The organism is Streptomyces sp. CAI-85 (genome assembly GCF_013363615.1).
GTDB classification, from domain to species: Bacteria; Actinomycetota; Actinomycetes; order Streptomycetales; family Streptomycetaceae; genus Streptomyces; species Streptomyces antibioticus_B.
The window spans coordinates 55908-79331 of the sequence record NZ_JAANNX010000010.1; the positions used below are offsets into that span (position 1 = coordinate 55908).

The 23424-nt window shown below is 71.9% G+C and carries 25 protein-coding genes; 12 read left to right on the top strand and 13 right to left on the bottom strand.

Annotated features, from left to right (window positions below):
- Nucleotides 1-98 precede the first annotated feature (98 nt).
- A complete protein-coding gene (locus G6W55_RS14970; RefSeq protein WP_175521428.1) occupies nt 99-1310 on the bottom strand; it encodes an FAD-dependent monooxygenase in 1212 nt (403 codons plus the stop codon).
- A gap of 369 nt (nt 1311-1679) precedes the next feature.
- Between G6W55_RS14970 and G6W55_RS14975 the strand changes: the two genes are divergently transcribed.
- Both G6W55_RS14975 and G6W55_RS14980 read left to right on the top strand, forming a co-directional pair.
- On the top strand, nt 1680-2120 hold the full coding sequence (locus tag G6W55_RS14975; RefSeq protein ID WP_175521322.1) for a tyrosinase cofactor: 441 nt from the start codon (nt 1680-1682) through the stop codon (nt 2118-2120).
- 32 nt (nt 2121-2152) lie between these two features.
- Entirely contained in the window at nt 2153-2974 is an 822-nt protein-coding gene (locus G6W55_RS14980; protein WP_175521323.1) for a tyrosinase family protein, read from the top strand.
- On the opposite strand, the gene G6W55_RS14985 is transcribed toward G6W55_RS14980, so the two are convergent.
- Nucleotides 2975-3670, bottom strand: coding sequence for a ribonuclease H (locus G6W55_RS14985; RefSeq protein ID WP_175521324.1), 696 nt, complete (start codon nt 3668-3670; stop codon nt 2975-2977).
- Nucleotides 3671-3696: 26 nt separating this feature from the next.
- A complete protein-coding gene (locus G6W55_RS14990) occupies nt 3697-4491 on the bottom strand; it encodes a VOC family protein (protein WP_175521325.1) in 795 nt (264 codons plus the stop codon).
- 339 nt (nt 4492-4830) lie between these two features.
- Between G6W55_RS14990 and G6W55_RS14995 the strand changes: the two genes are divergently transcribed.
- Genes G6W55_RS14995 through G6W55_RS15005 form a run of 3 tightly spaced genes read left to right on the top strand, consistent with a single transcriptional unit; the run spans nt 4831 to nt 8328 of the window.
- On the top strand, nt 4831-6273 hold the full coding sequence (locus G6W55_RS14995) for a family 2B encapsulin nanocompartment shell protein (protein ID WP_175521326.1): 1443 nt from the start codon (nt 4831-4833) through the stop codon (nt 6271-6273).
- A gap of 5 nt (nt 6274-6278) precedes the next feature.
- Nucleotides 6279-7400 carry a family 2 encapsulin nanocompartment cargo protein terpene cyclase gene (locus tag G6W55_RS15000; RefSeq protein WP_375372451.1) on the top strand — a complete coding sequence of 374 codons (1122 nt, stop codon included), beginning with the start codon at nt 6279-6281 and terminating at the stop codon, nt 7398-7400.
- Nucleotides 7401-7449: 49 nt separating this feature from the next.
- Nucleotides 7450-8328, top strand: coding sequence for a geranyl diphosphate 2-C-methyltransferase (locus tag G6W55_RS15005; protein ID WP_244368343.1), 879 nt, complete (start codon nt 7450-7452; stop codon nt 8326-8328).
- Nucleotides 8329-8405: 77 nt separating this feature from the next.
- Here G6W55_RS15005 and G6W55_RS15010 read toward each other — a convergent pair whose 3' ends face one another.
- A complete protein-coding gene (locus G6W55_RS15010) occupies nt 8406-8888 on the bottom strand; it encodes a VOC family protein (RefSeq protein ID WP_175521328.1) in 483 nt (160 codons plus the stop codon).
- A gap of 187 nt (nt 8889-9075) precedes the next feature.
- Between G6W55_RS15010 and G6W55_RS15015 the strand changes: the two genes are divergently transcribed.
- The gene (locus G6W55_RS15015) at nt 9076-9714 is read left to right on the top strand and encodes an ATP-dependent Clp protease proteolytic subunit (protein ID WP_175521329.1); all 639 of its coding nucleotides are present in this window, start codon (nt 9076-9078) and stop codon (nt 9712-9714) included.
- A gap of 1 nt (nt 9715) precedes the next feature.
- Complete coding sequence (locus tag G6W55_RS15020; RefSeq protein ID WP_175521330.1) at nt 9716-10318, top strand: ClpP family protease; 603 nt, start codon at nt 9716-9718, stop codon at nt 10316-10318.
- Nucleotides 10319-10404: 86 nt separating this feature from the next.
- Here the strand turns inward: G6W55_RS15020 and G6W55_RS15025 are convergent, their stop codons facing one another.
- Entirely contained in the window at nt 10405-10767 is a 363-nt protein-coding gene (locus G6W55_RS15025) for a helix-turn-helix domain-containing protein (protein WP_175521331.1), read from the bottom strand.
- A 156-nt stretch (nt 10768-10923) separates the two neighbouring features.
- On the opposite strand from G6W55_RS15025, the gene G6W55_RS15030 reads away from it, so the two are divergent.
- Nucleotides 10924-11790: an RNA polymerase sigma factor SigF gene (locus G6W55_RS15030; protein ID WP_175521332.1), complete on the top strand. Its 867-nt coding sequence runs from the start codon at nt 10924-10926 to the stop codon at nt 11788-11790.
- A gap of 58 nt (nt 11791-11848) precedes the next feature.
- On the opposite strand, the gene G6W55_RS15035 is transcribed toward G6W55_RS15030, so the two are convergent.
- Nucleotides 11849-12301 (bottom strand): ATP-binding protein, encoded by a 453-nt coding sequence (locus G6W55_RS15035; RefSeq protein WP_175521333.1) that lies wholly within the window; start codon nt 12299-12301, stop codon nt 11849-11851.
- Nucleotides 12302-12495: 194 nt separating this feature from the next.
- Between G6W55_RS15035 and G6W55_RS15040 the strand changes: the two genes are divergently transcribed.
- On the top strand, nt 12496-13785 hold the full coding sequence (locus G6W55_RS15040; protein WP_175521334.1) for a streptophobe family protein: 1290 nt from the start codon (nt 12496-12498) through the stop codon (nt 13783-13785).
- Nucleotides 13786-13805: 20 nt separating this feature from the next.
- Here G6W55_RS15040 and G6W55_RS15045 read toward each other — a convergent pair whose 3' ends face one another.
- Nucleotides 13806-16151: an FHA domain-containing protein gene (locus G6W55_RS15045; RefSeq protein WP_175521335.1), complete on the bottom strand. Its 2346-nt coding sequence runs from the start codon at nt 16149-16151 to the stop codon at nt 13806-13808.
- A 65-nt stretch (nt 16152-16216) separates the two neighbouring features.
- Nucleotides 16217-16627 (bottom strand): hypothetical protein, encoded by a 411-nt coding sequence (locus tag G6W55_RS15050; protein ID WP_175521336.1) that lies wholly within the window; start codon nt 16625-16627, stop codon nt 16217-16219.
- A 310-nt stretch (nt 16628-16937) separates the two neighbouring features.
- On the opposite strand from G6W55_RS15050, the gene G6W55_RS15055 reads away from it, so the two are divergent.
- A complete protein-coding gene (locus tag G6W55_RS15055; RefSeq protein WP_175521337.1) occupies nt 16938-17321 on the top strand; it encodes a nuclear transport factor 2 family protein in 384 nt (127 codons plus the stop codon).
- A 47-nt stretch (nt 17322-17368) separates the two neighbouring features.
- Here the strand turns inward: G6W55_RS15055 and mgrA are convergent, their stop codons facing one another.
- Nucleotides 17369-18361 carry an L-glyceraldehyde 3-phosphate reductase gene (gene mgrA, locus G6W55_RS15060; RefSeq protein WP_175521338.1) on the bottom strand — a complete coding sequence of 331 codons (993 nt, stop codon included), beginning with the start codon at nt 18359-18361 and terminating at the stop codon, nt 17369-17371.
- A gap of 113 nt (nt 18362-18474) precedes the next feature.
- On the opposite strand from mgrA, the gene G6W55_RS15065 reads away from it, so the two are divergent.
- Both G6W55_RS15065 and G6W55_RS15070 read left to right on the top strand, forming a co-directional pair.
- Nucleotides 18475-19383, top strand: a complete 909-nt coding sequence (locus G6W55_RS15065) for a LysR family transcriptional regulator (protein WP_175521339.1) — start codon at nt 18475-18477, stop codon at nt 19381-19383.
- 40 nt (nt 19384-19423) lie between these two features.
- Nucleotides 19424-19939 (top strand): DinB family protein, encoded by a 516-nt coding sequence (locus tag G6W55_RS15070; protein WP_175521340.1) that lies wholly within the window; start codon nt 19424-19426, stop codon nt 19937-19939.
- Here the strand turns inward: G6W55_RS15070 and G6W55_RS15075 are convergent.
- From G6W55_RS15075 to G6W55_RS15090, 4 genes are all read right to left on the bottom strand, one after another.
- The gene (locus G6W55_RS15075; RefSeq protein WP_175521341.1) at nt 19921-21018 is read right to left on the bottom strand and encodes an adenosine deaminase; all 1098 of its coding nucleotides are present in this window, start codon (nt 21016-21018) and stop codon (nt 19921-19923) included. The genes G6W55_RS15070 and G6W55_RS15075 overlap by 19 nt on opposite strands.
- Before the next feature lie 76 nt (nt 21019-21094).
- Complete coding sequence (locus G6W55_RS15080; protein ID WP_175521342.1) at nt 21095-21490, bottom strand: VOC family protein; 396 nt, start codon at nt 21488-21490, stop codon at nt 21095-21097.
- A 116-nt stretch (nt 21491-21606) separates the two neighbouring features.
- Nucleotides 21607-22443: a hypothetical protein gene (locus G6W55_RS15085; RefSeq protein ID WP_175521343.1), complete on the bottom strand. Its 837-nt coding sequence runs from the start codon at nt 22441-22443 to the stop codon at nt 21607-21609.
- On the bottom strand, nt 22440-23255 hold the full coding sequence (locus G6W55_RS15090) for a vWA domain-containing protein (RefSeq protein ID WP_175521344.1): 816 nt from the start codon (nt 23253-23255) through the stop codon (nt 22440-22442). Before G6W55_RS15090 ends, G6W55_RS15085 begins: the two co-directional genes overlap by 4 nt.
- Nucleotides 23256-23424 lie beyond the last annotated feature (169 nt).

The following is a 23424-nucleotide window of genomic DNA, read 5'->3' on the forward strand; positions in this document are numbered from 1 at the left end:
AATGGCGATTCACCGTAACAGTGAATGGCCATTCACCCAACCGGGGGCCGGGCGGGGCCCCTGGCACGGCTCGCGGCACGGCTCCCGGCGGGGTTCCGCTACTCGCGGGAGGTCAGCACCCGGGTGTGCGCGCTCCGGGCGATCTTCGGGCCCAGCCAGCGCTTGAGGCGGCGCAGTGCCTCGAGGCGGCCGGCGGCCCGGTCGAGCCGGTAGTAGAGCTGCGGCGGGACGTAGGGCAGCAGGGGTGAGTGACGCTGGCCCAGCAGGGCGAACATGTGGTCCGGCGGGAGGTCGATGTAGCGGGTGAGGTTCTCGTACCACTGGGCGCTGTAGCGGGCCGCGCTCTGCGGGGAGAGCAGGGCAGACTGACGTTCGCGCTGGTAGCGGGCGAGCGCCCGCGGCAGGTCGGCGCAGTCCCGCAGCGCGTCGGCGAGGGCCATGGCGTCCTCCAGGGCGAGGGTGGTGCCGGCGCCGATGGAGTAGTGGGTGGTGTGGGCGGCGTCGCCGAGCAGGACGAGATTGCCGTCGTACCAGGACCGGTTGGTCAGGGTGCGGAAGGTCAGCCACTGGGCGGGGCCGCCGGCCGGGGCGCGGCCGATGAGCGGGTGGCCGTCGAGGATGTGCGCGAAAAGCTTCTCCAGATGGGCCAGCGCGTCGACCTCGCTCCCCTCGCCGAGGCCGAGCCCGTCGCGGGTCTCGGGGGCGCACTCGATGACGCAGGTGCTGCGCTCGGCGCTGAAGGGGTATCCGTAGCACCAGACCCAGCCGTGCCCGGTCTCCACGAAGGCGAAGGTGAAGGAGTCGAAGACCTTGGTGGTGCCGAGCCAGACGTAGGAGTTGCGGCCCGGCCGGAGTTCGGCGCCGAAGCGGTCGGCGTGCCGGGTGCGCAGGGCGCTGTGGACTCCGTCGCCGGCCACGACCAGGTCGGCGTCCGGGAGGGCGTCGGGGGTGATCTCGTGCTCGAACTCCAGCCGTACGCCGAGGGCGCGGGCGCGCTCGGCGAGGATCTCGAGGAACTTGTGGCGGCCGATGCCGTGCCCCTCGTCGCCGGGCTGACGGGTCGCCAGGTCCCGTACGTGGGCGACGCCTTGGTTCCAGCGGACGGAGTGCTCGGCGACGGCACGGGCGGACTCGGGGTCGTAGGCGTGGAGGCGGTCGAGGAGTCCCTGCCAGTAGGTGACGCCCCAGCCGTAGGTCGAGCCCTCCGGGTCGCGTTCGTGGACGGTGACGTCGTGGGACGGGTCCTGAAGCTTGAGCAGGATCGAGAGATACAGGCCGGCGGGCCCGCCGCCGACACAGGCGACCTTCACGGACACCCCTAGGAGTTACCAGACGTGATGGATTGACGACGCAGGGTAGCAGTGCGGGCGGTGCCGCCGACGCGCCCCGGGTCCTTGATCACGTCAGTTTTCGCACGTGAGCCACGCCACCGGCGGGGCGCATCCGCGCGAAAGACCACCGGAAGGGGCGTCCGCGCGGCAAGGAATTGCCCCTTCCGCCGGTCGGGCGAGGCCGCCCCGAGCAAGATCATCTTTGTTCAACATTGCACGACAGATCATTAATTGTCCGGATCGCGGCCAACCGGTCCGGGCCGATTTCTCCCCTTCTCCCGCGGTCGATAGGTATGCGGGGTCGTCAACCCGACGCACCCCGACCCCACGCACCCCAGGAGGTCCCGCATGCCGGAACTCACCCGTCGTCGCGCGCTCGGCGCCGCCGCCGTCGTCGCCGCCGGTGTCCCGCTGGTCGCCCTGCCCGCCGCCCGCGCGGACGATCGGGGGCACCACACCCCCGAGGTCCCCGGGACCCCGGCCGCGTCCGGCGCCCCCGCCGCCTTCGACGAGATCTACAAGGGCCGCCGGATACAGGGCCGGACGGTCACCGACGGCGGGGGCCACCACGGCGGCGGTCACGGCGGTGACAGTCACGGAGACGGCCATCACGGCGGCGGTTACGCCGTGTTCGTGGACGGCGTCGAGCTGCATGTGATGCGCAACGCCGACGGCTCGTGGATCAGCGTCGTCAGCCACTACGACCCGGTGGAGACCCCGCGGGCCGCCGCGCGCGCCGCGGTCGACGAGCTCCAGGGCGCCCGGCTCCTCCCCTTCCCCGCCAACTGACCTTCTCCCCCGCACTTTTGGAGCACCCGCACATGACCGTCCGCAAGAACCAGGCGTCCCTGACCGCCGAGGAGAAGCGCCGCTTCGTCGCCGCCCTGCTCGAACTCAAGCGCACCGGCCGCTACGACTCCTTCGTCACCACGCACAACGCGTTCATCCTGGGCGACACCGACAACGGCGAGCGCACCGGCCACCGTTCGCCGTCCTTCCTGCCCTGGCACCGCAGATTCCTGCTGGAGTTCGAGCGGGCGCTCCAGTCGGTGGACGCGTCGGTGGCGCTGCCGTACTGGGACTGGTCCGCCGACCGTTCCGCGCGGTCCTCGCTGTGGGCGCCGGACTTCCTCGGCGGCACCGGGCGCAGCCGGGACGGCCAGGTGATGGACGGGCCGTTCGCCGCGTCGGCCGGCAACTGGCCGATCAACGTGCGGGTGGACGGCCGCACCTTCCTGCGGCGGGCGCTCGGCGCGGGCGTGAGCGAACTGCCCACCCGTGCCGAGGTCGACTCGGTGCTGGCGATGGCGACGTACGACATGGCGCCCTGGAACAGCGGCTCCGACGGTTTCCGCAACCATCTCGAAGGGTGGCGCGGGGTCAATCTGCACAACCGCGTGCACGTCTGGGTGGGCGGCCAGATGGCGACCGGGGTCTCCCCCAACGACCCGGTGTTCTGGCTGCACCACGCCTACATCGACAAGCTGTGGGCCGAGTGGCAGCGGCGGCACCCCTCGTCCCCGTATCTGCCGGGCGGCGGCACGCCGAACGTCGTCGACCTCAACGAGACGATGAAGCCGTGGAACGACACCACCCCGGCGGCCCTGCTCGACCACACCCGGCACTACACCTTCGACGTCTGATCAGGCGTCCGCGGTACGGCACTCCGGGTGGCCCCAGCCCTGGGGGTTCTTGGCGATCTGCTCGCCGGCCGCGTAGGGGCGGCCGCACACACAGCGCCCGGCGAACTTGGCCTTGATCGTGCGGGACGACGAACCGCCGCTCTTCCGGGGCGCCTTGGCCCCGGAGGGGCGGGTGGACCGCTTCGGGGTGTCCGGCGAGGGCGGCGGTGCGGGCGAGCCGTGCTCGCTGCCCGCCGTCTCCTGGACGGTGGCCGCCTGGCTCGCGGCCCGGTCGGCGAAGTCGTTCAGCGGATCGCCGTCGACCTGGTGGGCGGGGACGTAGCGGAAGTCCACCGAGCGGCCGTCGAGCAGCTCGTCGATCCGCACCACCAGCTCCTGGTTGGCGACGGGCTTGCCCCCGGAGGTCTTCCAGCCGTTGCGCTTCCAGCCGGGCAGCCAGGTGGTGACGGCCTTCATGGCGTACTGGGAGTCCATCCGCACTTCGAGCGGTACGGCGGGGTCGGTCGCCGCCAGCAGGCGTTCCAGGGCGGTGAGTTCGGCGACGTTGTTGGTGGCCCGGCCGAGCGGCCCCGCCTCCCAGCGGGCGGGTGCCTCCGCGTCGTCGGCGACCACCCACGCCCAGCCGGCCGGTCCCGGGTTTCCCTTGGAAGCCCCGTCGCACGCGGCCACAACACGTTCACGCATGCGCACGATCATGCCATGGCCGCGCGGGGGCTCCGGTCTCAGACGGGTGTCGTCTCCGGGAGGTCGCCCTCCGTCGTCGTCAGGTCGATCACCGAGAAGTTCGCGCCCTGCGGATCGGTCAGGGCGGCGAACCGGCCGAAGGGGCTGGACATCGGCCCGAACCGCAGGACGGCGCCGAGCTTGGTCGCCTTGGCCACGGCGTCGTCGCAGTCGGGGACGGCGAAGTAGACGTTGACGTACGACGGCACCTCGGGCGGGAACTCGTCCGTCATCTTCATCCGGCCCAGCACGGTGTTCTCGCCGACGTCGAAGAGACGGAAGTCGATCGCGTCGTCCTCCATCTGCCGCGCCGTGTAGGGGAAGACCGTGGTGAGGAAGCGGTCCGCCCGCTCGGGTTCACGCGTGAAGACCTCCGCCCAGGCGTAACCGCCCGGGGTCTGGTCCGTCTCGAAGCCCTCGTGGGTGCCGGCCTGCCACACGCCGAAGACGGCGCCGCTGGGCTCACGGCCCAGACACATCGTGCCGAAGTCGCCGACCTGCATCGGCTCCATCAGCACCTCGCCGCCGGCGGCGCGGATCTTCGCGGCGGTCGCGGCGGCGTCCGGGGAGGCGAAGTACAGACACCACTGCGACTGGCCCTCCTGCCCGGGCATCGGCGGGACGACGGCGGCGGTCGCCTTTCCGTCGGCGTACGCCTGGGTGTAGTTGCCGTACTCCGACGACGACTCACCGAAGGTCCAGCCCAGGACGTCGCCGTAGAAGCTCTTGGCGCCCTCGACGTCGCTGAACATCGCGTCGGCCCAGCAAGGGGTTCCCTCTGGTTGTACGGCCATGACCGCGCCTTCCGCTGAGATGACTGCGTTGATATGACTCTGTCCGGTTCCTCACGCTAGTCACCCGCCCGTCGGGCCGCTCGCCGAACCACGGGACGTGCTGTCCGGGTTTCGACGCCGCGTTCCCCCGAACAGGTGAACGCCGGGCCATGCCCCATGATCGCGGGCGTGCGGAAGCACGGGACGGCCGTGGTTGTGCCCAGGGTGCACCTTGCGCCCCGTCGGTCCGGACCCGCACCTCACGGCGCACGAAGCCGCCCCTCGCACGCCGTACCCATCCGTCACGGAGGGTGTTTGGCTGATGCCGCGGATCAGCGAACCGATCTTCCTGGAGGGAATGTGTCCACAGTGGACAGCGCCACCGGTCCCGCCCTCGACGAACCCGCCCCCGAGACCGCCGCCGGCGGACAGCTCACCAGCCTCGGCACGCAGGCGGCCCGGCAGCTCGCCACCACGCACAAGTCCGAGCCCCAGATGCAGGCCATCAGCTCGCGCTGGCTGCTGCGCATGCTGCCCTGGGTGGACGTCAAGGGCGGCACGTACCGGGTCAACCGGCGGCTCCAGCTCAAGGTCGGCCGGGGGCGGGTGCAGTTCGAGCAGAACGGCGGGGACGACGTCCGGGTCGTCCCGCGCACCCTCACCGAACTGCCCGCCCTGCGCGGCTACTCCGACGACGAGGCCCTCACGGAACTGTCCTCGCGGTTCCGGGCGCGGGAGGTCCGGGCCGGTCAGGTGATCGCCGAGGCGGGCCGGCCGGTGACCGAGGCGTATCTCGTCGTGCACGGCCGGTTCACCCGCTTCACCGGCGGACCGTACGGCGAGGAGGCGATCACCGGAGTCGTCTCCGGCGGCGACCAGTTGGGCGAGGAGGCGATCGGCCGGGACGATCCGCTCTGGCTCACCTCGGTGCGCGCCGAGACCGCGGGGGTGCTGCTCGCGGTGCCCTGGGACGAACTGCGCGCGTTCGCCGGCCGGGTGCCCTCCCTCGCCGCGCATCTGACCGCGTACGCGGAGCGCCAGCGGCGGCCGATGAACCGCAAGGGCGAGGCCGAACTGCCGCTCCAGGCGGGCCATGTGGGCGAGCCGACCATCGGCGCGGGCTTCGTCGACTACGAACTCTCGCCGCGCGAGTACGAGTTGTCGCTGACCCAGACCGTGCTGAAGGTGCACACCCGGGTGGCCGACCTCTACAACGACCCGATGAACCAGACCCAGCAGCAACTGCGCCTGACGGTCGAGGAGATCCGGGAGCGCCAGGAGTGGGAGCTGGTGAACAACCGGGAGTTCGGGCTGCTGCCCAACATCGACCACGGCCAGCGGGTGAGCACCTTCACCGGGCCGCCGACCCCGGACGACATGGACGAACTGCTGTCCATGCGGCGGAAGACCAAGCTGTTCCTGGCCCATCCGAAGGCGATCGCCGCGTTCTTCCGGCAGTGCAACCGGCGCGGTCTGACACCGGGCACGGCGAACGTCGAGGGGCACGAGATCCCCGCCTGGCGCGGGGTGCCGATCTTCCCGTGCAACAAGATCCCGGTCAGCGAGCGGTACACCACCAGCATCATCGCGCTGCGCACCGGGGAGAGTTCCCAGGGCGCCGTCGGCCTGTACCAGACGGGCATCCCGGAGGAGTTCCAGCCGGGTCTGAACGTGCGCTTCATGGGGATCGACGGCACCTCCATCGTCCGCTACCTGGTCACCGCGTACTACTCGCTGGCGCTGCTGGTGCCCGACGCGGCCGGGGTGCTGGAGAACGTCCAGCTCGGCCGGACGGCCGAGTGACGCCCGTGACCGCGCACGACACGACGACCACGCACGACACGACAACCACCCACGGCACGACGACCACGCACGGCACGACGAGCAGGACGTCCCTGCCGGGCCCGCCGAATCTCGCCGCGAGCGTCAAGGCCCGGGCCGGGGTCCGGCGCGGCGGCGCGATCCCCGGGCTGCACCACCGTGAGGTCGCCCCGGCGGACCCGGAGAAGGCCGCGGAGGTGGACCGCCGGCTGGAGGAGTGGGCGCGCGGCCTCGATCTGTTCCCGGCCGCGTGGAACGGCGACTTCGCCGGGTTCCAGTTCGGGCGGGCCGTGGTGCTCCAGCATCCCGGCGCGGCCGACCTGGAGCGGCTCACGGCGGCGGGCAGACTGCTGCTGGCCGAGAACATGGTCGACAGTTGCTACTGCGAGGAGGACGAGGGCCGGGGCGCGTCCCGCAGCGGACTCGGCGGCCGGCTGATCCTCGCGCAGTCCGCGCTCGACCCGTACCAGGGGCCGCCCGGGTTCCAGGAGGAGTGGGCGCGGGGCATGCAGGCCGACGGCCCGCTGCGCTCCTACCACTGGGCGCTGAAGGACTTCGCCGCGCTGGCCACGCCCAGCCAGACCGACCGGTTCGTGCACGACATCGCCCGGCTGCACCTCGGCTATCTCGCCGAGGCGGCCTGGAGCGAGACCCGGTACGTGCCGCGGATCTGGGAGTACCTGGTGATGCGGCAGTTCAACAACTTCCGGCCGTGTCTGTCGATCGTCGACGCGGTCGACGGCTACGAACTGCCCGAGCAGCTCTACGCCCGCCCGGAGATCCAGCGGGTGACGGCGCTCGCCTGCAACGCCACCACGATCGTCAACGACCTGTACTCCTTCACCAAGGAGCTGGCGTCCGACCCCACCCATCTGAATCTGCCGCAGGTCGTCGCGGCCGCCGACCGGTGCGGTCTGAAGGCCGCCTATCTGCGGTCGGTGGAGATCCACAACCAGATCATGGCGGCGTTCGAGGAGGAGTCCGCCGTCCTCGCCGCCCTCTCGCCGCTCGTCGAGCGCTATCTGCGCGGTCTGTCGGACTGGGTGGCCGGCAACCACGAGTGGCACGCGACCAACACCCACCGCTACCACCTGCCCGACTACTGGTGACGAGCGCGTCACCGACGACATGTCCCACAGAACACGCAAGGAGCAACCGTTGACCCTGACCCCCGACGCCCTCGCCGCGACCGTGCAGGTGCCGACCCAGTCCGTCTACCAGAACCGGGTCGCGGACTACTGGAACGCGGAGGAGAACCCGGTCAACCTCGAACTGGGCCGGATCGACGACCTGTACCACCATCACTACGGCATCGGCGCCGCCGACCGGACGGTGCTCGACGAGCCCGACCCCGGTCTGCGCAAGGAGCGGGTCACCGCCGAACTGCACCGCCTCGAACACGCCCAGGCCGAGGTGCTCGCCTCCCGGCTCGGCCCGCTCACCCCGGACGACCGGGTCTTCGACGCCGGCTGCGGGCGCGGCGGCGGCAGTGTCACGGCCCATCTGCGGTACGGCTGCCATGCCGACGGGGTGACCATCTCCGCCAAGCAGGCCGCGTTCGCCAATGAGCAGGCGCGCAAGCGGGGCATCGACGGCAAGGTGCGCTACCACCATCGCAACATGCTGGACACCGGCCTGGAGACGGGCGCGTACGCGGCGTCCTGGAACAACGAGTCGAGCATGTACGTCGAGCTGGACCTGCTCTTCGCCGAGCACGCCCGGCTGCTGCGCCGCGGCGGGCGGTACGTCGTGGTCACCGGCTGCTACAACGACACCTACGGGCGGGCCTCGCGGGAGGTGTCGCAGATCAACGCCCACTACATCTGCGACATCCACCCACGGTCGGAGTACTTCAAGGCGATGGCCCGCAACCGGCTGGTGCCGGTCCATGTGGAGGACCTCACCGAGGCGACGATCCCGTACTGGGAGCTGCGCAGCGAGGCCGCGCATCTCGTCACGGGCATCGAGGAAACGTTCCTGACGGCGTATCGGAACGGCAGCTTCCAGTATCTGCTGATCGCGGCGGACCGGATCTGAGGCAGCCGGCGCCCCCAGGGGCCGGGTGAGCGTCCGGGGTGGTGCTCCCGTCCCACGAGGCGGGAGCACCACCGCGGTCAGGAGCCGTCGTAGGCGCTCCGCAGGGCGGCCAGGTCGAGCTTGCCCATGCCGAACATGGCCTTCATGGCGCGGGCCCCCTTCTCCGGCTCGCCGCTGGTGATCATCTCCATGAGCGCGGTGGGGACGACCTGCCAGGAGACGCCGTACTTGTCCTTGAGCCAGCCGCAGGGGCCGGGTTCGCCGCCGCCGTCGAGGAGCCGGTCCCAGTAGAAGTCGATCTCGGCCTGGTCGGCGCAGTCGATCTGGAAGGAGATCGCCTCGTTGAACCGGAACTCGGGGCCGCCGTTCAGCGCGACGAACTTCTGGCCGTTCGCGGTGAACTCCACGGTGAGCACGGTGCCGGCGGGTCCCGGTCCGGCCTCGGTGTAGCGGGTCACGTCCCCGATCCGGGAGTTCTTGAAGATCGACACATAGTGGTGGGCGGCTTCCTCCGCCTGGCCGTCGAACCAGAGACACGTGGTGAATCCGTCGGTGCTCATGAGTACCTCCTGTGCGCGGGACGCGGGCCGATGCGGTCCGATGCGGTCGTCAATGTCGACTCCGGGGCGGCGCGGAACTCATCGCTTCGCCCGTGGCGAATCTGCCGCGGGCAGAGAAACGGCGTTCGGACGCCACGCCGGGCCGACAGTGGATCCGACGACGTTCCCCGGACGACGAGGAGTTCCGATGACCCCGACGACCCCGCTCGCCCCACGGGCCGAGGAGGGCGACACCGCGCCCACCCGCTTCGACGACCATCTCGCCGCCCAACTGCTCGGCCAGCGCATCGTCCTGCTCGGCACCCAGGTCGACGAGGTCTCCGCCAACCGGGTCTGCGCCCAGTTGCTCATCCTGTCGGCGGAGGACCCGCGCACCGACATCGCCCTGTACATCAACAGCCCGGGCGGCTCGGTCCACGCGGGTCTGGCCATCTACGACACCATGCGGCTGATCCCCAACGACGTCTCGACGCTCGCCATGGGGTTCGCGGCCAGCATGGGGCAGTTCCTGCTCTGCGTCGGCACGCCGGGCAAGCGGTTCGCGCTGCCGAACGCGCGGATCATGATGCACCAGCCGTCGGCCGGGATCGGCGGCACCACCGCGGACATCGAGATCCAGGCGGAGAACCTGGAGTTCACCAAGCGGACCATCGAGCGGATCACCGCCGAGCACACCGGCCGCTCCCCGGAGACCGTCTCCCGCGACGGCGACCGCGACCGCTGGTTCACGGCCGAGGAGGCCAAGGAGTACGGCATGGTGGACCGGGTGGTGGAGTCGCTCGCCGACGTCCGCCCGGCCTCCGCGCGACGACGGGCGGGGCTGTGACATGGGGACCTACACGATTCCGAACGTCGTCGAGCGCACCCCGCGCGGCGAGCGGTCCTACGACGTGTTCAGCCGGCTGCTGTCGGAGCGGATCATCTTCATCGGCACCGAGATCGACGACGGCGTCGCCAATGTCGTCATCGCGCAACTCCTCCATCTGGAGTCGGAGGCGCCCGACCAGGAGATCGCGATCTACCTCAACTCCCCCGGCGGCTCGTTCACCTCGCTGATGGCGATCTACGACACGATGACGTTCGTGCAGGCGCCCGTGTCGACCTGCTGTGTCGGCCAGGCGGCGTCCACGGCGGCCGTCCTGCTGGCGGGCGGTGACCCGGGGCGGCGGTTCGTGCTGGAGCACGCCCGGGTGCTGCTGGGGCAGCCGGCCAGCGGCGGCAGCCGGGGCACGATCTCCGACCTGGCGCTCCAGGCCCAGGAGATGATCCGGATCCGCGCCCAGGTGGAGGAGGTGCTCGCCCGGCACACCCGCCACGACATCGCCACCCTGCGCGCGGACATGGACCGCGACAAGGTGTTCACCGCGCGGGAGGCGGTGGCGTACGGACTGGCCGACGAGGTGCTGAAACGGCGCCCGGTCGGCGCATGAGACCGCCGGGCCGGGTCCACCCGTCCCGTCCACCTCGGGGTGGACCCGGCCCGGCTCGCCCCAGGACGAGCCGGGCCGGGCTGTCGTCAGGCGGCCAGGCACAGCCCGTCGTGCGGCGCGGCGGTCATCGTACGCAGCGGCACGGCGGTCGTCGTACGGATCCGGGCGGGGCGTCGGCCGGTGGCGCGGGTGAGTTCGCCGTGCGCCCGGGCCAGCAGGTCGCCGAGGCTCAGGCCGAGGGCCTGGGCGGCGGCCGCGAGGACCTCCGAGGACGCCTCCTTGCGGCCGCGCTCGACCTCCGACAGATAGGGCAGGGAGATCCTGGCCTCGTCGGCGACGTCCTTCAACGTGCGGTCCTGCGCCTGGCGTTCACGGCGCAGGACGTCTCCGACCAGGTCGCGCCAGAGCGGCTCTCTCGGGGTGTTCGGCTTCGTCGTCGGTTCGGTCACCTTCCCAGCCTAGGAGTCCCCGCCGCCACCGAAAGTCCCCGGCGTTGCGCTCTCGGTGGAATTCCATCGGGATTCGCACGCATGCCCCGGCCGACTCGGGGTACGCGCCCCCTGAGAGCAGCAGCCGTGGCACCGTGACTTTTCTTGGGAGTGGCAATGCAGACCGCCGTGATCCGGTCGGAGGCACAGGCCGTCGTCCACACCGCACCCCTGCCGGGAGTCGACGACCCGCGGACCGTCGCACCCCGGGACGCCCGGGAGCTGTCCCGCCAGTTCTTCCAGCGGCTCGCCGTGCTCGAAGAGGGCACCCACGACTACCAGTACGCGCGCAACACGCTCATCGAGATGAACATGTCCCTGGTGCGGTTCGCGGCCGGACGGTTCCGCAACCGCGGTGACGACATGGAGGACATCGTCCAGACCGGGATGATCGGCCTGATCAAGGCGATCGACCGGTTCGAGATCTCGCGCGAGGTGGAGTTCACGTCCTTCGCCCTGCCGTACATCGTCGGTGAGATCAAGCGGTTCTTCCGGGACACCACCTGGGCGGTCCATGTGCCGCGGCGGCTCCAGGAGCTGCGGGTGGAGCTGGCCAAGGCGCGCGACGAGCTGGCGGGCCGGCTGGACCGGGAGCCGACGGTGACGGAGCTGGCGACGCTGATGAACATCACGGAGAAGGAGGTCGTGGAGGCGCAGATCGCCGCCAACGGCTACAACTCCTCCTCCCTCGACGCGGCGCTCACCGGCGACGGCCCCGAGAACGGCGAGTCGGTCCTCGCCGACTTCATCGGTGTGGAGGAGGACGGGCTGCGGCTGGTCGAGGACTTCCACGCGCTGGCCCCGCTGATGGCCGGGCTGAGCGAGCGCGACCGGCAGATCCTGCATCTGCGGTTCGTCGAGGAGGCCACCCAGGCGGAGATCGGCGAGCGGCTCGGCTGCTCCCAGATGCATGTCTCCCGGCTGATCAAGCGGATCATCGCCCGGCTGCGGGAAGGGATGCTGGGCGAGCTGGACCGGGTCTGACGGGAACTGGACCACGTCTGACGGGCCCGACCACGTCTGACGGATCCGACGGGCCCGGTCACCCGTCCAGCCGCAGCAGGGCCCGGACCCGCTTGCCGACCGGCACGCGCTCGGCGGTGACCTCCTCCGCCAGCGCGTGCACGATCTCGAGACCGTGCCGCCCGATCCGCTCCGGGTCCTTGGGGAAGCGCAGCGGCAGGGCGTCGCTGCTGTCGTAGACGCACACCGTGACGGACTCGGCCGTGCCCTCCAGCTCCAGGATGTACGGGCCGTTGCTGTGCCGGTCGGCGTTGGTGACCAGTTCGCTCACCACGAGCAGTACCGCGCCGCTCTCGCGGTCGCCGATCCGCGCGCACCATTCGGTCCTGAGCTGTTCGACGAAGCGGGCGGCGAAGCCGCGGGCCTCCGCGATGGAACCGGACTCGCCGGTGAAATGGGCCGCCCGCCGGAGCGGTTCCACGGGGACGTCGAAACCGGTCGGTATCACTGCCCCGTCCAGATGGTCGGTCATGCTGTTCTCTCTCCGAAGCCGGACTGGCCGGACGTCTGGCCGGACGTGTCTGCATCTGTCCTCGTACCCCGTGGCGCGCCCGGCAGTCCCGTCACCTTCACCCCGGGCGTGGCGGGCCGCCGAGGACCGGTGGTGCGGGCGCGGAAGGCCGCTCCCGGCGGGCGGGCGGGGCCGGTGCTGCTTAGCGTGGCAGGGTGAGCCCCCACCGCCCCTCCGACCAGGCCCGCACCGCTCCTCCCACCGCCCGTTTCGCCCGGCACGGCTGGGTCGCGGCGTTCGGTACGGCGCTGGCCGCGCTGCTCGTCATGCCGGCCGTGGCCGCGCTGGGTCTGTGGGCGGCCGGGGCCGCGGATCTGCCCGACGGCGCCTTCCCCCGGGTGGTCGCGGCGACCGTGGTGACGGCCGTCGGCGGCACGGTGGAGCTGTCCGGGGACGCGGGTGACCTCGCGGGCGCGGACACCGGGATGACCCTGCTGCCACTGTCGGTCACGCTCGCCGGGGCGCTCGTCGTCGGCGCCGGATTTCTGCGGCCGCTGCGGCACCGGGCGGTCGCGGGCGCCGGTGAGCTGGCCGGCTGGGCGGCCCGGATCGCCGTGCTGTGGCTGCTGGGGCTGCTGGCCCTCGCCCTCGCGGCCCGGCAGACCTTCGCGGTCTCCCTCGGTGACGACACCCTGAACAGCCTCGGTGAACTCTTCGGGATCAACCCGGAGGTGGGCTTCGCCGCGGACGTGCCGCTCACCCTCGTGATGGGGCTGGTGTGGCTGGCCGGGGTGCTGCTGCTGGCGCTGCTGGTCGCGCGCTGGGCCCCGCTGCCGGGCGGGCTGCTGCGTCTCCAGGCGTCGGTGCGGCCGGCCGCGTACGCGATGGTCGCGCTGCTGCTGGCCTGGGTGGTGGTGGGGGTCGTCGTCACGCTGGTGGCGGCGGCGACCCGGGGGCATGTCGCGGAGACCTTCGCGGTCGCGCTGCTGGGGCTGCCCAACGTGGTGTGGCCGGCGTTCACGATCGGTATGGGCGGGACCTGGAACGGCCGGGTCGAGGGCCCGTTCGGGCTGCCGATGCCGCATGTCCTGGACGAGGTGCTGCGCGGTGAGGACACGGCCGCGGTGAATCTGCGCTCGCTCGCCGAGCAGGACGGCCGGGTGTGGTGGCTCGTCGCCGTGAACGTCGTCCTGCTGCTGGCGGCCGGGTTCGTGGCGGCGGCGCGGTCCCCGGCCGGGACCCGGCTGTGGGTGCACGCCGTGCGGATGGCGGCGGCGCTGCCGCTCACCGTCCTGATGATCTGTCTGGTCTGCCGGATCTCCGCGCACTACGGTCTGACCGTGCTGGGCATCAGCGAGGTCGGCGGGCTCTCCGGCGAACTGGTGCTGAACCCCGACGTGTGGCCGATGCTGGGGCTGGCCGTGCTGTGGGGGCTGGTCGCGGGCTTCCTGGGCGCGCTGCCCGCGCGGCGGCTGCGGCGGCGCGGCGAGGTCCCTCCGTCCTGACGGCTGCCGGGGCGGGCCGGTCACGACCTGCGCATGACGGCCGGTTCGCGGCGCCGCAGCAGCCGTGAGACCACGAAGGCGAGGACCGCCGAGAGCACCACGAGCATCCCGATGTTCAGCAGCCAGACGTCGGTCGCGTGCCGGAACATCGGGTCCGCGGTGAGGTCGCCGGGGACCGTCCGGGACAGCTCGATGGTGCCGGCCATCGCGCCGAGCGCCCAGCGGGACGGCACGAGCCAGGACACCTGTTCGAGACCGACCACACCGTCGAGTTTCAGCAGGGCGCCGCAGAACACCACCTGGACGATGGCGAGCAGCACGAGCAGCGGCATCGTCACCTCTTCCTTGCGCACGAGCGCCGAGATGACCAGGCCGAGCATCATCGCGGTGAACGCCAGCAGGGCCACGGCGACGGCGATCTCGATGAGGGGTGGCAGCAGGACGCCCTTGCCGTCCGGTGCGCCGAGGTCGACGCCGAGCAGGGCGACGAGGGTGAGCACCACCGCCTGTACGACGGTGACCGCGCCCAGGACGACCACCTTGGACATCAGATACGCCGAGCGGGAGAGGCCGACGGCCCGCTCGCGCTGGTAGATCACCCGTTCCTTGACGAGTTCGCGCACGGCGTTGGCGGCGCCGGTGAGGACGCCGCCGACGCACAGGATGAGCAGGGCGTTCAGCGCGGTCTCCCGGGTGAGTTCGCCGCCGGCCAGGGCGCGGGCCATGGCGCCCATCACGAACGGCAGCGCGATCATGACGGCCAGGAAGGTGCGGTCGGCGGCGAGCGCGGCGGCGTAGCGGCGGACCAGGGTGCCGAGCTGGGCGCCGCGGCTGCGGGGCCGGGGCGGCGGCAGCATGACGACCGGTCCCGACCGGTTCAGCCGGGGCTGGGCGTCGTCGTCCAGGACGTACTGCCGGTGCTGCGGTGAGCGGCGGTACTCTCCCGCCCAGTCCCGCCCCTGGTCGCGTTCGAACGCCTCGAACGCCTCGGGCCAGTGCTCGCAGTCGAAGAACCCGAGCGCCTCGTCGGGCGGGCCGTAGTAGGCGATCCGGCCGCCGGGCGCGAGGACGAGGAGCCGGTCGCAGACGTCGAGGCTGAGGACGCTGTGGGTGACGACGACGACTGTTCGGCCGTCGTCGGCGAGGTCGCGCAGCATGTGCATCACCGAGCGGTCCATGCCGGGGTCGAGGCCGGAGGTCGGCTCGTCCAGGAAGAGCAGCGAGGGCTTGGTGAGCAGTTCGAGGGCGACGCTGACGCGTTTGCGCTGGCCGCCGGAGAGGCTGTGCACATGCTGGTCGGCGCGCTGTTCGAGGCCCAGTTCGCGGATGACCTCCTCCACCCGCTCGCGGCGTTCGGCCTTGGCGGTGTCCTGGGGGAAGCGCAGTTCGGCGGCGTAGCCGAGGGCGGCGCGCACGGTGAGCTGGGCGTGCAGGATGTCGTCCTGCGGGACCAGTCCGATGCGCTGGCGCAGTTCGGCGTAGTCGCGGTAGAGGTCGCGGCCGTCGTAGACGACGGTGCCCTGGTCGGCGGGGCGCAGCCCGGTGAGGGCGTTGAGCAGGGTGGACTTGCCGGCGCCGCTGGGCCCGACGACGGCGAGCAGGCACTTCCCGCCGACGGGGAAGGAGACGTGGTCGAGCAGGACCTTGCGGCCGCGGTCGACGGCGACGGTGAGGTCCTGGACGTCGAGGGAGACCTCGCCGGTGTCGACGTACTCCTGGAGTTCGTCGCCGACCAGGGAGAACGCGGAGTGGCCGATGCCGACGATGTCGCCGGGGCCGACGGGGGCGCGGCTGACGGGCGCGCCGTTGAGATAGGTGCCGTTGTGGCTGCCGAGGTCGACGATCTCGTAGCCGCCGCCGGGCAGGGCGCGCAGTTCGGCGTGCCGGCGGGAGACCACGAGGTCGTCCACGACCAGGTCGTTCTCGGCGGCGCGGCCGATGCGGACGGTGCGGGTCGGCAGCGGGTGGACGGTGGCGGGGCTGCGGAAGGTGACGGTGTGGGCGGGCATCGACACGGAGGCGGGGCGCTGCGGGGCGGGGGCGGGGCGGTCGGCGAGGACGGCGCACGGGCCGTCGGAGGGGCTGCCGAACCGGATGACGCTGCCGGGGCCGACGGTCCACCGGCGGATCCGGTGGCCGTCGGCCCAGGTGCCGTTGGTGCTCTGGGCGTCCTCCAGGGTCCAGTGGTCGCCGTCGGGTCTGAGCACGGCGTGGTGCCAGCTCACCCGGGCGTCCTCGATGACGATGTCGCTGTTGGGGTCCCGTCCCACGCGATAGGCGCGCGTCGGGTCGATCACCGTGGAGCCCGTATCGGTCTCCAGCACGAGTTCGGGCGCCGTCGGGGCAGCGGGCCATCGGTCCACCATGGTCGAATTCTATAGATTCACCCGTTTGCCCGCTCTACGGCGGATGACGTATTCGCCGACGGGTCTCAGCCGACGGGCAGGACGAGCGCCGGGAGGGTGCGCTGCATCCGCAGGGCGTCGACGGACTCGGCGAGCAGTTCGTACTCGGTGGTGTCGTCGCTGACCGCTATCCGGACCAGTCGGCCGCCCGCCAACTCGTCGGCCACCAGCTCCTGTTGGTCCAGGTCGGCGCACCAGGCCCGGAGCAGTTCGGGGACGTCCGGCACCGTGGGGGACACCGGGACAAGCGAGTTGGGCGGTAAGTGCTCGTTCTCGGGCCGTGGATCGAGGCGTTCGGCCATCCAGGAGGCCCGGTCGCGCAGCCACCACAGGGCGAGGGCCAGGGTGGGGGCGCGGTAGGTGCCGAGCGGTACGCCGATGCGCCGGCCGTCGCAGACACCGTACGCGGTGACATGGCACAGGAATTCGTCGTGCACGTCTCTCTCCCCCGCTGTCCGTTCCGCCCGCCGGGCCTCGCTTTCGGTACGTACGTAGGGGGACGAACTGCCCCTGACCTTCGAGTATGTTGACTGCTGAAACACTGTCACCATGACTTTCCGGCCAGTCTGTTGGCATATTCCATCGACGCTCATGACCGGATTGCGGCGGGCCCGTGGCCCGTCTTCATTACCCGAGGGGTAATCGACCCGCGCGGCGGCGGGCGGGCAAGGTGGTCGCACCGGATCGGCACCGACCGCGATCCGGGTCCTGACCAGTACCGACGACCTCTCTGGGGGCTGATTCACCATGTCCGCGACCACCGACCGTTACGAGAACGCCGTCGCCCGTTACTTCGAGGCTTGGAACGCTCGGCAGCCCGAGGCGCTCGCGAAGGCCGTCGCCGCCGCGTGGGCGGTGGACGGCGGCTACACCGACCCTCTGGCCGACGTGCGGGGGCACGAGGGGATCGCGGCCGTGGTGTCGGCGGCGCACGCGCAGTTCCCCGGGTTCGCCTTCCGGCTCACCGGCCGGGTGGACGGGCACCACGACACCGCCCGCTTCTCCTGGGAGCTGGTGCACGAGGCCGACGGCTCGGCACCGGTGGCCGGGTCCGACGTCGTCACGCTGGACGCGGACGGCCGGATCACCTCGGTCCTCGGCTTCCTGGACCGGGTGCCGGCCGGGGCGTGAGAAAGGGGGGCGGCGGCCGGGTGCGAGGTCGGCCGCCGCCCCGCTTCTCAGCCGTTGATCACCGCGTCGATCCGGGCCAGCTCGTCCTCCTCGAAGTCCAGGTGGGCGAGCGCGCCCACGCTGTCCTCGATCTGGCGGGCGCTGCTCGCGCCGACCAGCGCGGAGGTCACCCGGCCGCCGCGCAGCACCCAGGCCAGCGCGAGCTGGGCGAGGGACTGGCCGCGGGACTTCGCGATGTCGTCGAGGGCGCGCAGCTTGCCGACCAGTTCCTCGGTGAGCGCGTCGGAGTTCAGGAACGGGCTGTCGCTCGCCGCGCGGGAGCCCTCCGGGATGCCGTCGAGGTAGCGGGAGGTCAGCACGCCCTGCTCCAGCGGGGAGAAGACGATCGAGCCGACCTGGAGTTCGTCCAGCGCGTCGAGCAGGCCCTCGCTCTCGGGGCGGCGGTCGAGCATCGAGTAGCGCGGCTGGTGGATGAGGAGCGGGGTGCCCAGCTCGCCGAGGATCCGGGCGGCCTCCCGCGTCTGCTCCGCCGAGTAGTTGGAGACACCGACGTAGAGCGCCTTGCCCTGCTGGACGGCGGAGTGCAGCGCACCCATCGTCTCCTCCAGCGGGGTCTCCGGGTCGGGGCGGTGCGAGTAGAAGACGTCGACGTAGTCCAGGCCGAGCCGCTTGAGGCTCTGGTCCAGGGACGACAGGACGTACTTGCGCGAGCCCCACTCGCCGTACGGGCCGGGCCACATCAGATAGCCGGCCTTGGTGGAGATCACCAGTTCGTCGCGGTAGGGCGCGAAGTCGGTCTTCAGGAACGCACCGAGCGCGGACTCGGCGGCGCCGGGCGGCGGGCCGTAGTTGTTGGCCAGGTCGAAGTGGGTGATGCCGAGGTCGAAGGCGCGGCGCAGGATGGCCCGCTGCGTCTCGGCCGGACGGTCCGGTCCGAAGTTGTGCCACAGTCCGAGCGACAGCGCGGGGAGCTTGAGACCGCTGCGGCCGGTGCGCCGGTAGGGCATGTCCGCGTAACGGTCGGGGTGTGCGGTGTACAACGCGACTCCAGGGGGGGTTGGCACGGAGGGAACCGCTGACCACTCTGGCCCGACCTGCGGGTAGTGGTCCAACAGAAGAATCCGATGATATTCAGCGGATACTCTTCTCAATCATGGAGCTACGCCATCTTCAGCACTTCGTCGCCGTCGCCGAGGACCAGCATTTCACCCGGGCCGCCGAACGGCTGATGGTGTCCCAGTCGGGTCTGTCCGCGTCGATCCGGGCGCTGGAGCGCGAGCTGCGCGCGCCGCTGTTCGTACGGACCACCCGCCGGGTGACGCTCACGGAGGCGGGCCGGGCGCTGCTGGCGGAGGCGGAGCGGATCCTGGCGCAGGTCAGGGCGGCGCACGAGGCGGTGGCCGCCGTACAGGGCGTGGTGCGCGGCACGCTCTCGGTGGGCACCGAGCAGTGCATCGCCGGGGTGGACGTGGCGGGGCTGCTCGCGGCGTTCCGGCGCCGCCATCCGGACGTGGAGATCCGGCTGCGGCAGACCGGCTCGGGCGCGCTCGGCGAGGAGGTCGCGGCGGGCCGGCTGGACCTGGCCTTCGCCTACCGCACCCAGGCGGACACCGACCAACTGCGGTGCGTACCGCTGGCCGGCGAGCCGATGTACGTGCTGTGCCATCCCGGGCACCCGCTGGCCCGCGGGGCGGTCGCGCCGGCGCCCGCCGACGTGGCCGGCGAGGTGTTCGTCGACTTCCACCCGGACTGGGGGCCGCGCCGCGCCACCGACGCGGCCTTCGCGGCGGCGGATGTCCGCCGTACGGTCGCCCTGGAGGTCAACGACGTGCACAGCCTGCTGGACCTGGTGGGCGAGAACCTCGGCATCGCCGTCGTACCGCGCCACTTCCGGCACAAGCGCGAGACGCTCACCGCGCTGCCCCTCAAGGGCACCGGCGAGGTGGTCTACGAGACGGTCGCCCTGCTGCCGCCCGCCCGCTCCACCAGCCCGGCCGCCCGCGCCCTGATGACCTTGCTGGAGACCGGCGATGCGGGACCGGACGTCCCTCGGCAGGGGTGAAACGGGCGCGGGACGGCGGAGGCTGCGCGATGGTGGACGTATGCATGCGAAGGACATCCTCATCGACGGGTACGGCCGCGTCCAAGAAGAAGTCCACGCCGTCGTCGAGGGCCTCGGCCCCGACGTCCTGGACGCCCGGCCCGCCCCCGGCGCCAACTCCGTCGCCTGGCTGGTCTGGCATCTCACCCGGGTCCAGGACGACCATGTCGCCGACGCCTTCGGGCTGGAGCAGGTGTGGCTCGCCCAGGACTGGGAGAAACGCCTCGGACTGGACCTGCCGCGCCACGACACCGGCTACGGGCACACCCCGGAGCAGGTCGCGAAGGTGCGCGTCACCGACGGCTCCCTGCTGACGGGCTACCACGACGCCGTGCACGCCCAGAGCCTCCGGGCGCTGCGCGCGGTGACCGCGGCGGACCTGGAGCGCGTCGTGGACGAGCGCTGGGATCCGCCGGTCACCCTGGGCGTACGGCTGGTCAGCGTCCTGTCCGACGATCTCCAGCACGTCGGACAGGCCGCCTATGTGCGCGGGCTGCTTCAGAGCGCGGAGGCGTAGCCCGGCAGGACGACGTCCTCGATGAGGGCCCTGCGCTCGTCGAACGGCAGGAACGCGCTCTTCACGGCGTTCACCGTGACGGTGCGCAGGTCCTCGACGCCCCAGCCGGCCTCCTCGACCAGCAGCGCCATCTCGCGGGTCATCGTGGTGCCCGACACCAGACGGTTGTCGGTGTTGAGGGTGACCCGGAAGCCGAGGTCCTTCAGCGCGGTGATCGGGTGCTCGGCGATGGAGGCCGCGGCGCCGGTCTGGAGGTTGGAGGTGGGGCACATCTCCAGCGCGACACGGCGGTCGCGGACCCAGCCGGCGAGGCGGCCGAGCTTGCCGTCCACGATGTCGTCGGTGATGCGCACGCCGTGGCCGATGCGCTGGGCGCCGCACACCTGGAGCGCCTGGTGGATGCTGGGCAGACCGTGGGCCTCGCCGGCGTGGATGGTGAACGGGACGTTCTCGCGGCGCAGGTGGGCGAAGGCGTCCAGGTGGTCGGCGGGCGGGAAGCCGTCCTCGGCGCCGGCGATGTCGAAGCCGACGACGCCCGCGTCCCGGAAGGCCACCGCGAGGTCGGCGGTGGCTCGGGTGCGGTCCCACATCCGCATCCCGCACAGCAGGGTGCCGACCCGGACCGGGGTGCCCGCCGCGGCGGCCTTGGCCATACCGGCCGCGAGGCCCTCCTGCACGGTCTCGACGACCTCGGCGAGGGTGAGCCCGCCGTTCAGCATCAGCTCGGGGGCGTAGCGGACCTCGCCGTAGACCACGCCGTCGGCGGCCAGGTCGAGGACGTACTCCTCGGCCGTGCGCAGCAGGCCCTCGCGGGTCTGCATCACGGCGAGGGTGTGCTCGAAGGTGGCTATGTAGCGCACCAGGTCGCCCGAGTCGGCGGCCTCCACGTACCAGGCGGCCAGCTCACCGGGATCGGTGGTGGGCAGCGTGTGACCGACGGACTCCGCCAGCTCGACCACGGTGGCGGGACGCAGACCGCCGTCGAGGTGGTCGTGCAGGACGGCCTTGGGGAGCCGGCGGAGGGTGTCGGCGTCGGGGCGGGTGGCGGTCGGCGTGGCGGGGGCGGTCGGTGCGCTCATGTGCGTGTTCCTCGGCAGTGGTGCTGGGCTGTGGTGCGGCGGTGCGGCGGTGCGGGGGCGTGGCGGCGTGGGCCGGTCAGGCGGTGGCGGGCTGGAGCAGGTCCCAGCGGTTGCCGTGGAGGTCCTGGAAGACGGCGACGGAGCCGTACGGCTCGTGCCGGGGCTCCTCCAGGAAGGTCACCCCGGCGGCGAGCATCCGGGCGTGGTCGCCCGCGAAGTCCCCGGTGTGCAGGAAGAAGCCGACGCGGCCGCCGGTCTGGTCGCCGACCCTGGCCCGCTGGGCGTCGTCCTTGGCGCGGGCGAGCAGCAGACCGGTGCCCTCCTGGTGCGCGCCGGGGCGCACGACGACCCACCGGGAGCCGTCGGGGCGCGGCGCGTCCTCGACGAGCGCGAACCCGAGCGCCTCCGTGTAGAAGCGGATCGCCTCGTCGTAGTCGTCGACGACAAGGGTGACCAGGGCGATGCGTGACATCGGGGCCTTCCGTGAGCCTGCGGGCAGTGCGTGCACTGAGGTGATTGACGGGAGAGGTTATACGTAAAACGTACGGCATGCCAATCCCTTACGGCCCCTGCCGCCGTGCTCGGGGTTCAGTGCTCGGGCCGCGGGCGGATCCTGATCATCGTCGTGTCGTCCCGTTCGATCGCGCGGGCCTCGCGCAACTCGGTGACCAGGCGTTCGAAGGCGGGCTCGTCCACCTGCCGGACGACCTGCCACCAGGCCGCCGCGCCCGGCCCCGCGCCGGTGTGGCCGTGGGTGAGCAGGGTCTCGGCGAGGGCGTCGGAGACCAGCAGGACGGTGTCCTGGCCGTCGAGCCGGCCCCGGTAGTGGTGGATCCGGTCGGCGGCGAGGGGTTCGGCGGCGCTGAGCAGGTCGGGGTGCGAGCCGAACAGGGCGGCGTCGCCGAGCGGGAAGGCCCGCAGCAGCGCGTCCCCCCGCAGGTGGAGCAGACAGGAGTCGCCGACGGCCACCGCCTCGAAGCTCCACCCCTCGGGCGCCGGCCGCAGCCGCACGCCGAGGAAGGTGGCCTTGGCGACGCCCCGGGCCTCGGCGTCCTCCAGCCAGAAGTCGGCCGGCCTGCGGTGCGTCTCCTGGCCGTCGGCGCCCATGACGGCGGCGGCCGCGTTCCCCTTGCGGCGCTCGGCCTCCCGCTCGCTCCACTTCTCGCGGCAGCGGTCCACCCAGTGCACCAGGGACTCCGGGGAGTGGTCGGGGCCCTCGGTGACGTACTCCCGCGCCAGCAGCCGGGCCCACGGTCCGGCCCGGAAGGCGGAGCTGGCCCCGTCGCAGAGGGCGAAGGCCCGGCGGTCGCCGGAGACGGCCACCGCGTCCCGCCACTCCTCCGGGCACTCCGGGGTGGCGGGGACCCGGTACACATGCACGTCCACGCCGGTGCCCGCCCCCACGCCCACCCCCGGCTCGCTCACAGCGTGCCGACGTTCAGCGCCTTGACGACGGCGGCGAGGTCGGCGTTGCAGACGAACCCGCGCGCGCCCTCCCCGGGGCGGGACTGGCCGTGCCGTTCGGCGTCGGTCCTGGCGTACTCCAGCATCCGGGAGGTCAGGACGGAGGAGGTGTGGAACAGGCCCGCCGTGTAGCGGTCCGGCAGTCCGGCCGGGTCGCTGGGGAAGAGGACCGGTTCGGCCGCCCGCGCGGCCACGGCCACGTTGAACATGCTGAGCGGCCCCTCGGTCGTCCGCAGCGCCACCAGCCGGTCGACACGCCCGGCGACGTCGTCCAGGGTGCCGTCGGTCGCCTCGCCGTCGGTGATGTTGATGACGACCGGCGCCGGGGAGTCCTGGTGCGCGGCGACCCATCCGGCGGCGAAGTCGTGCGCCAGGTCGAGGGCGGCGCACATCATCGTCTGGCCGTCGGCGACCGGCTCCAGCCAGACGGGCCAGGACTGGCCGTCCGGCTCCTCGTGGATCCGCAGGAACGAGTCCGCCAACTGGGGTGTGGAGACCATCGGGTTGGCGAATCCGTCGCCGTTCTTCAGCAGCGGCCGCACCCGGTCGGAGTAGCCGATCAGGGCGATGTCGAAGTAGTGCCGGGGCCCCTTGTCGTCGACCACACAGCGCTGGACGAGCTGCATCAGCAGCCGGTTGGTGGTGTCGGCCAGGGCCTCGGCCTTGGAGCGGCCGACGGCGCCCAGCATGGGGGCGGACATGGAGTACGACTGGTCGAGGAGCAGGATGAAACAGGCCGGGTGCCGGCGGTCGACGCGGGTCGTCCGGTTCATGGGTCGCCTCCGTCGAGCGCCGCCTCCGGGGACAGGCTGACGTCAGCGTTGGCCACCACCATGACGAGGTCCGACAACGGCACGTCACCGCAGGCCAGTTGAGTGCGGCAGAGATCCGCTTAGTTCTCCTGTCCGAAGAAGCCGAGCTGGCCGCGCCACGTTTCACCTG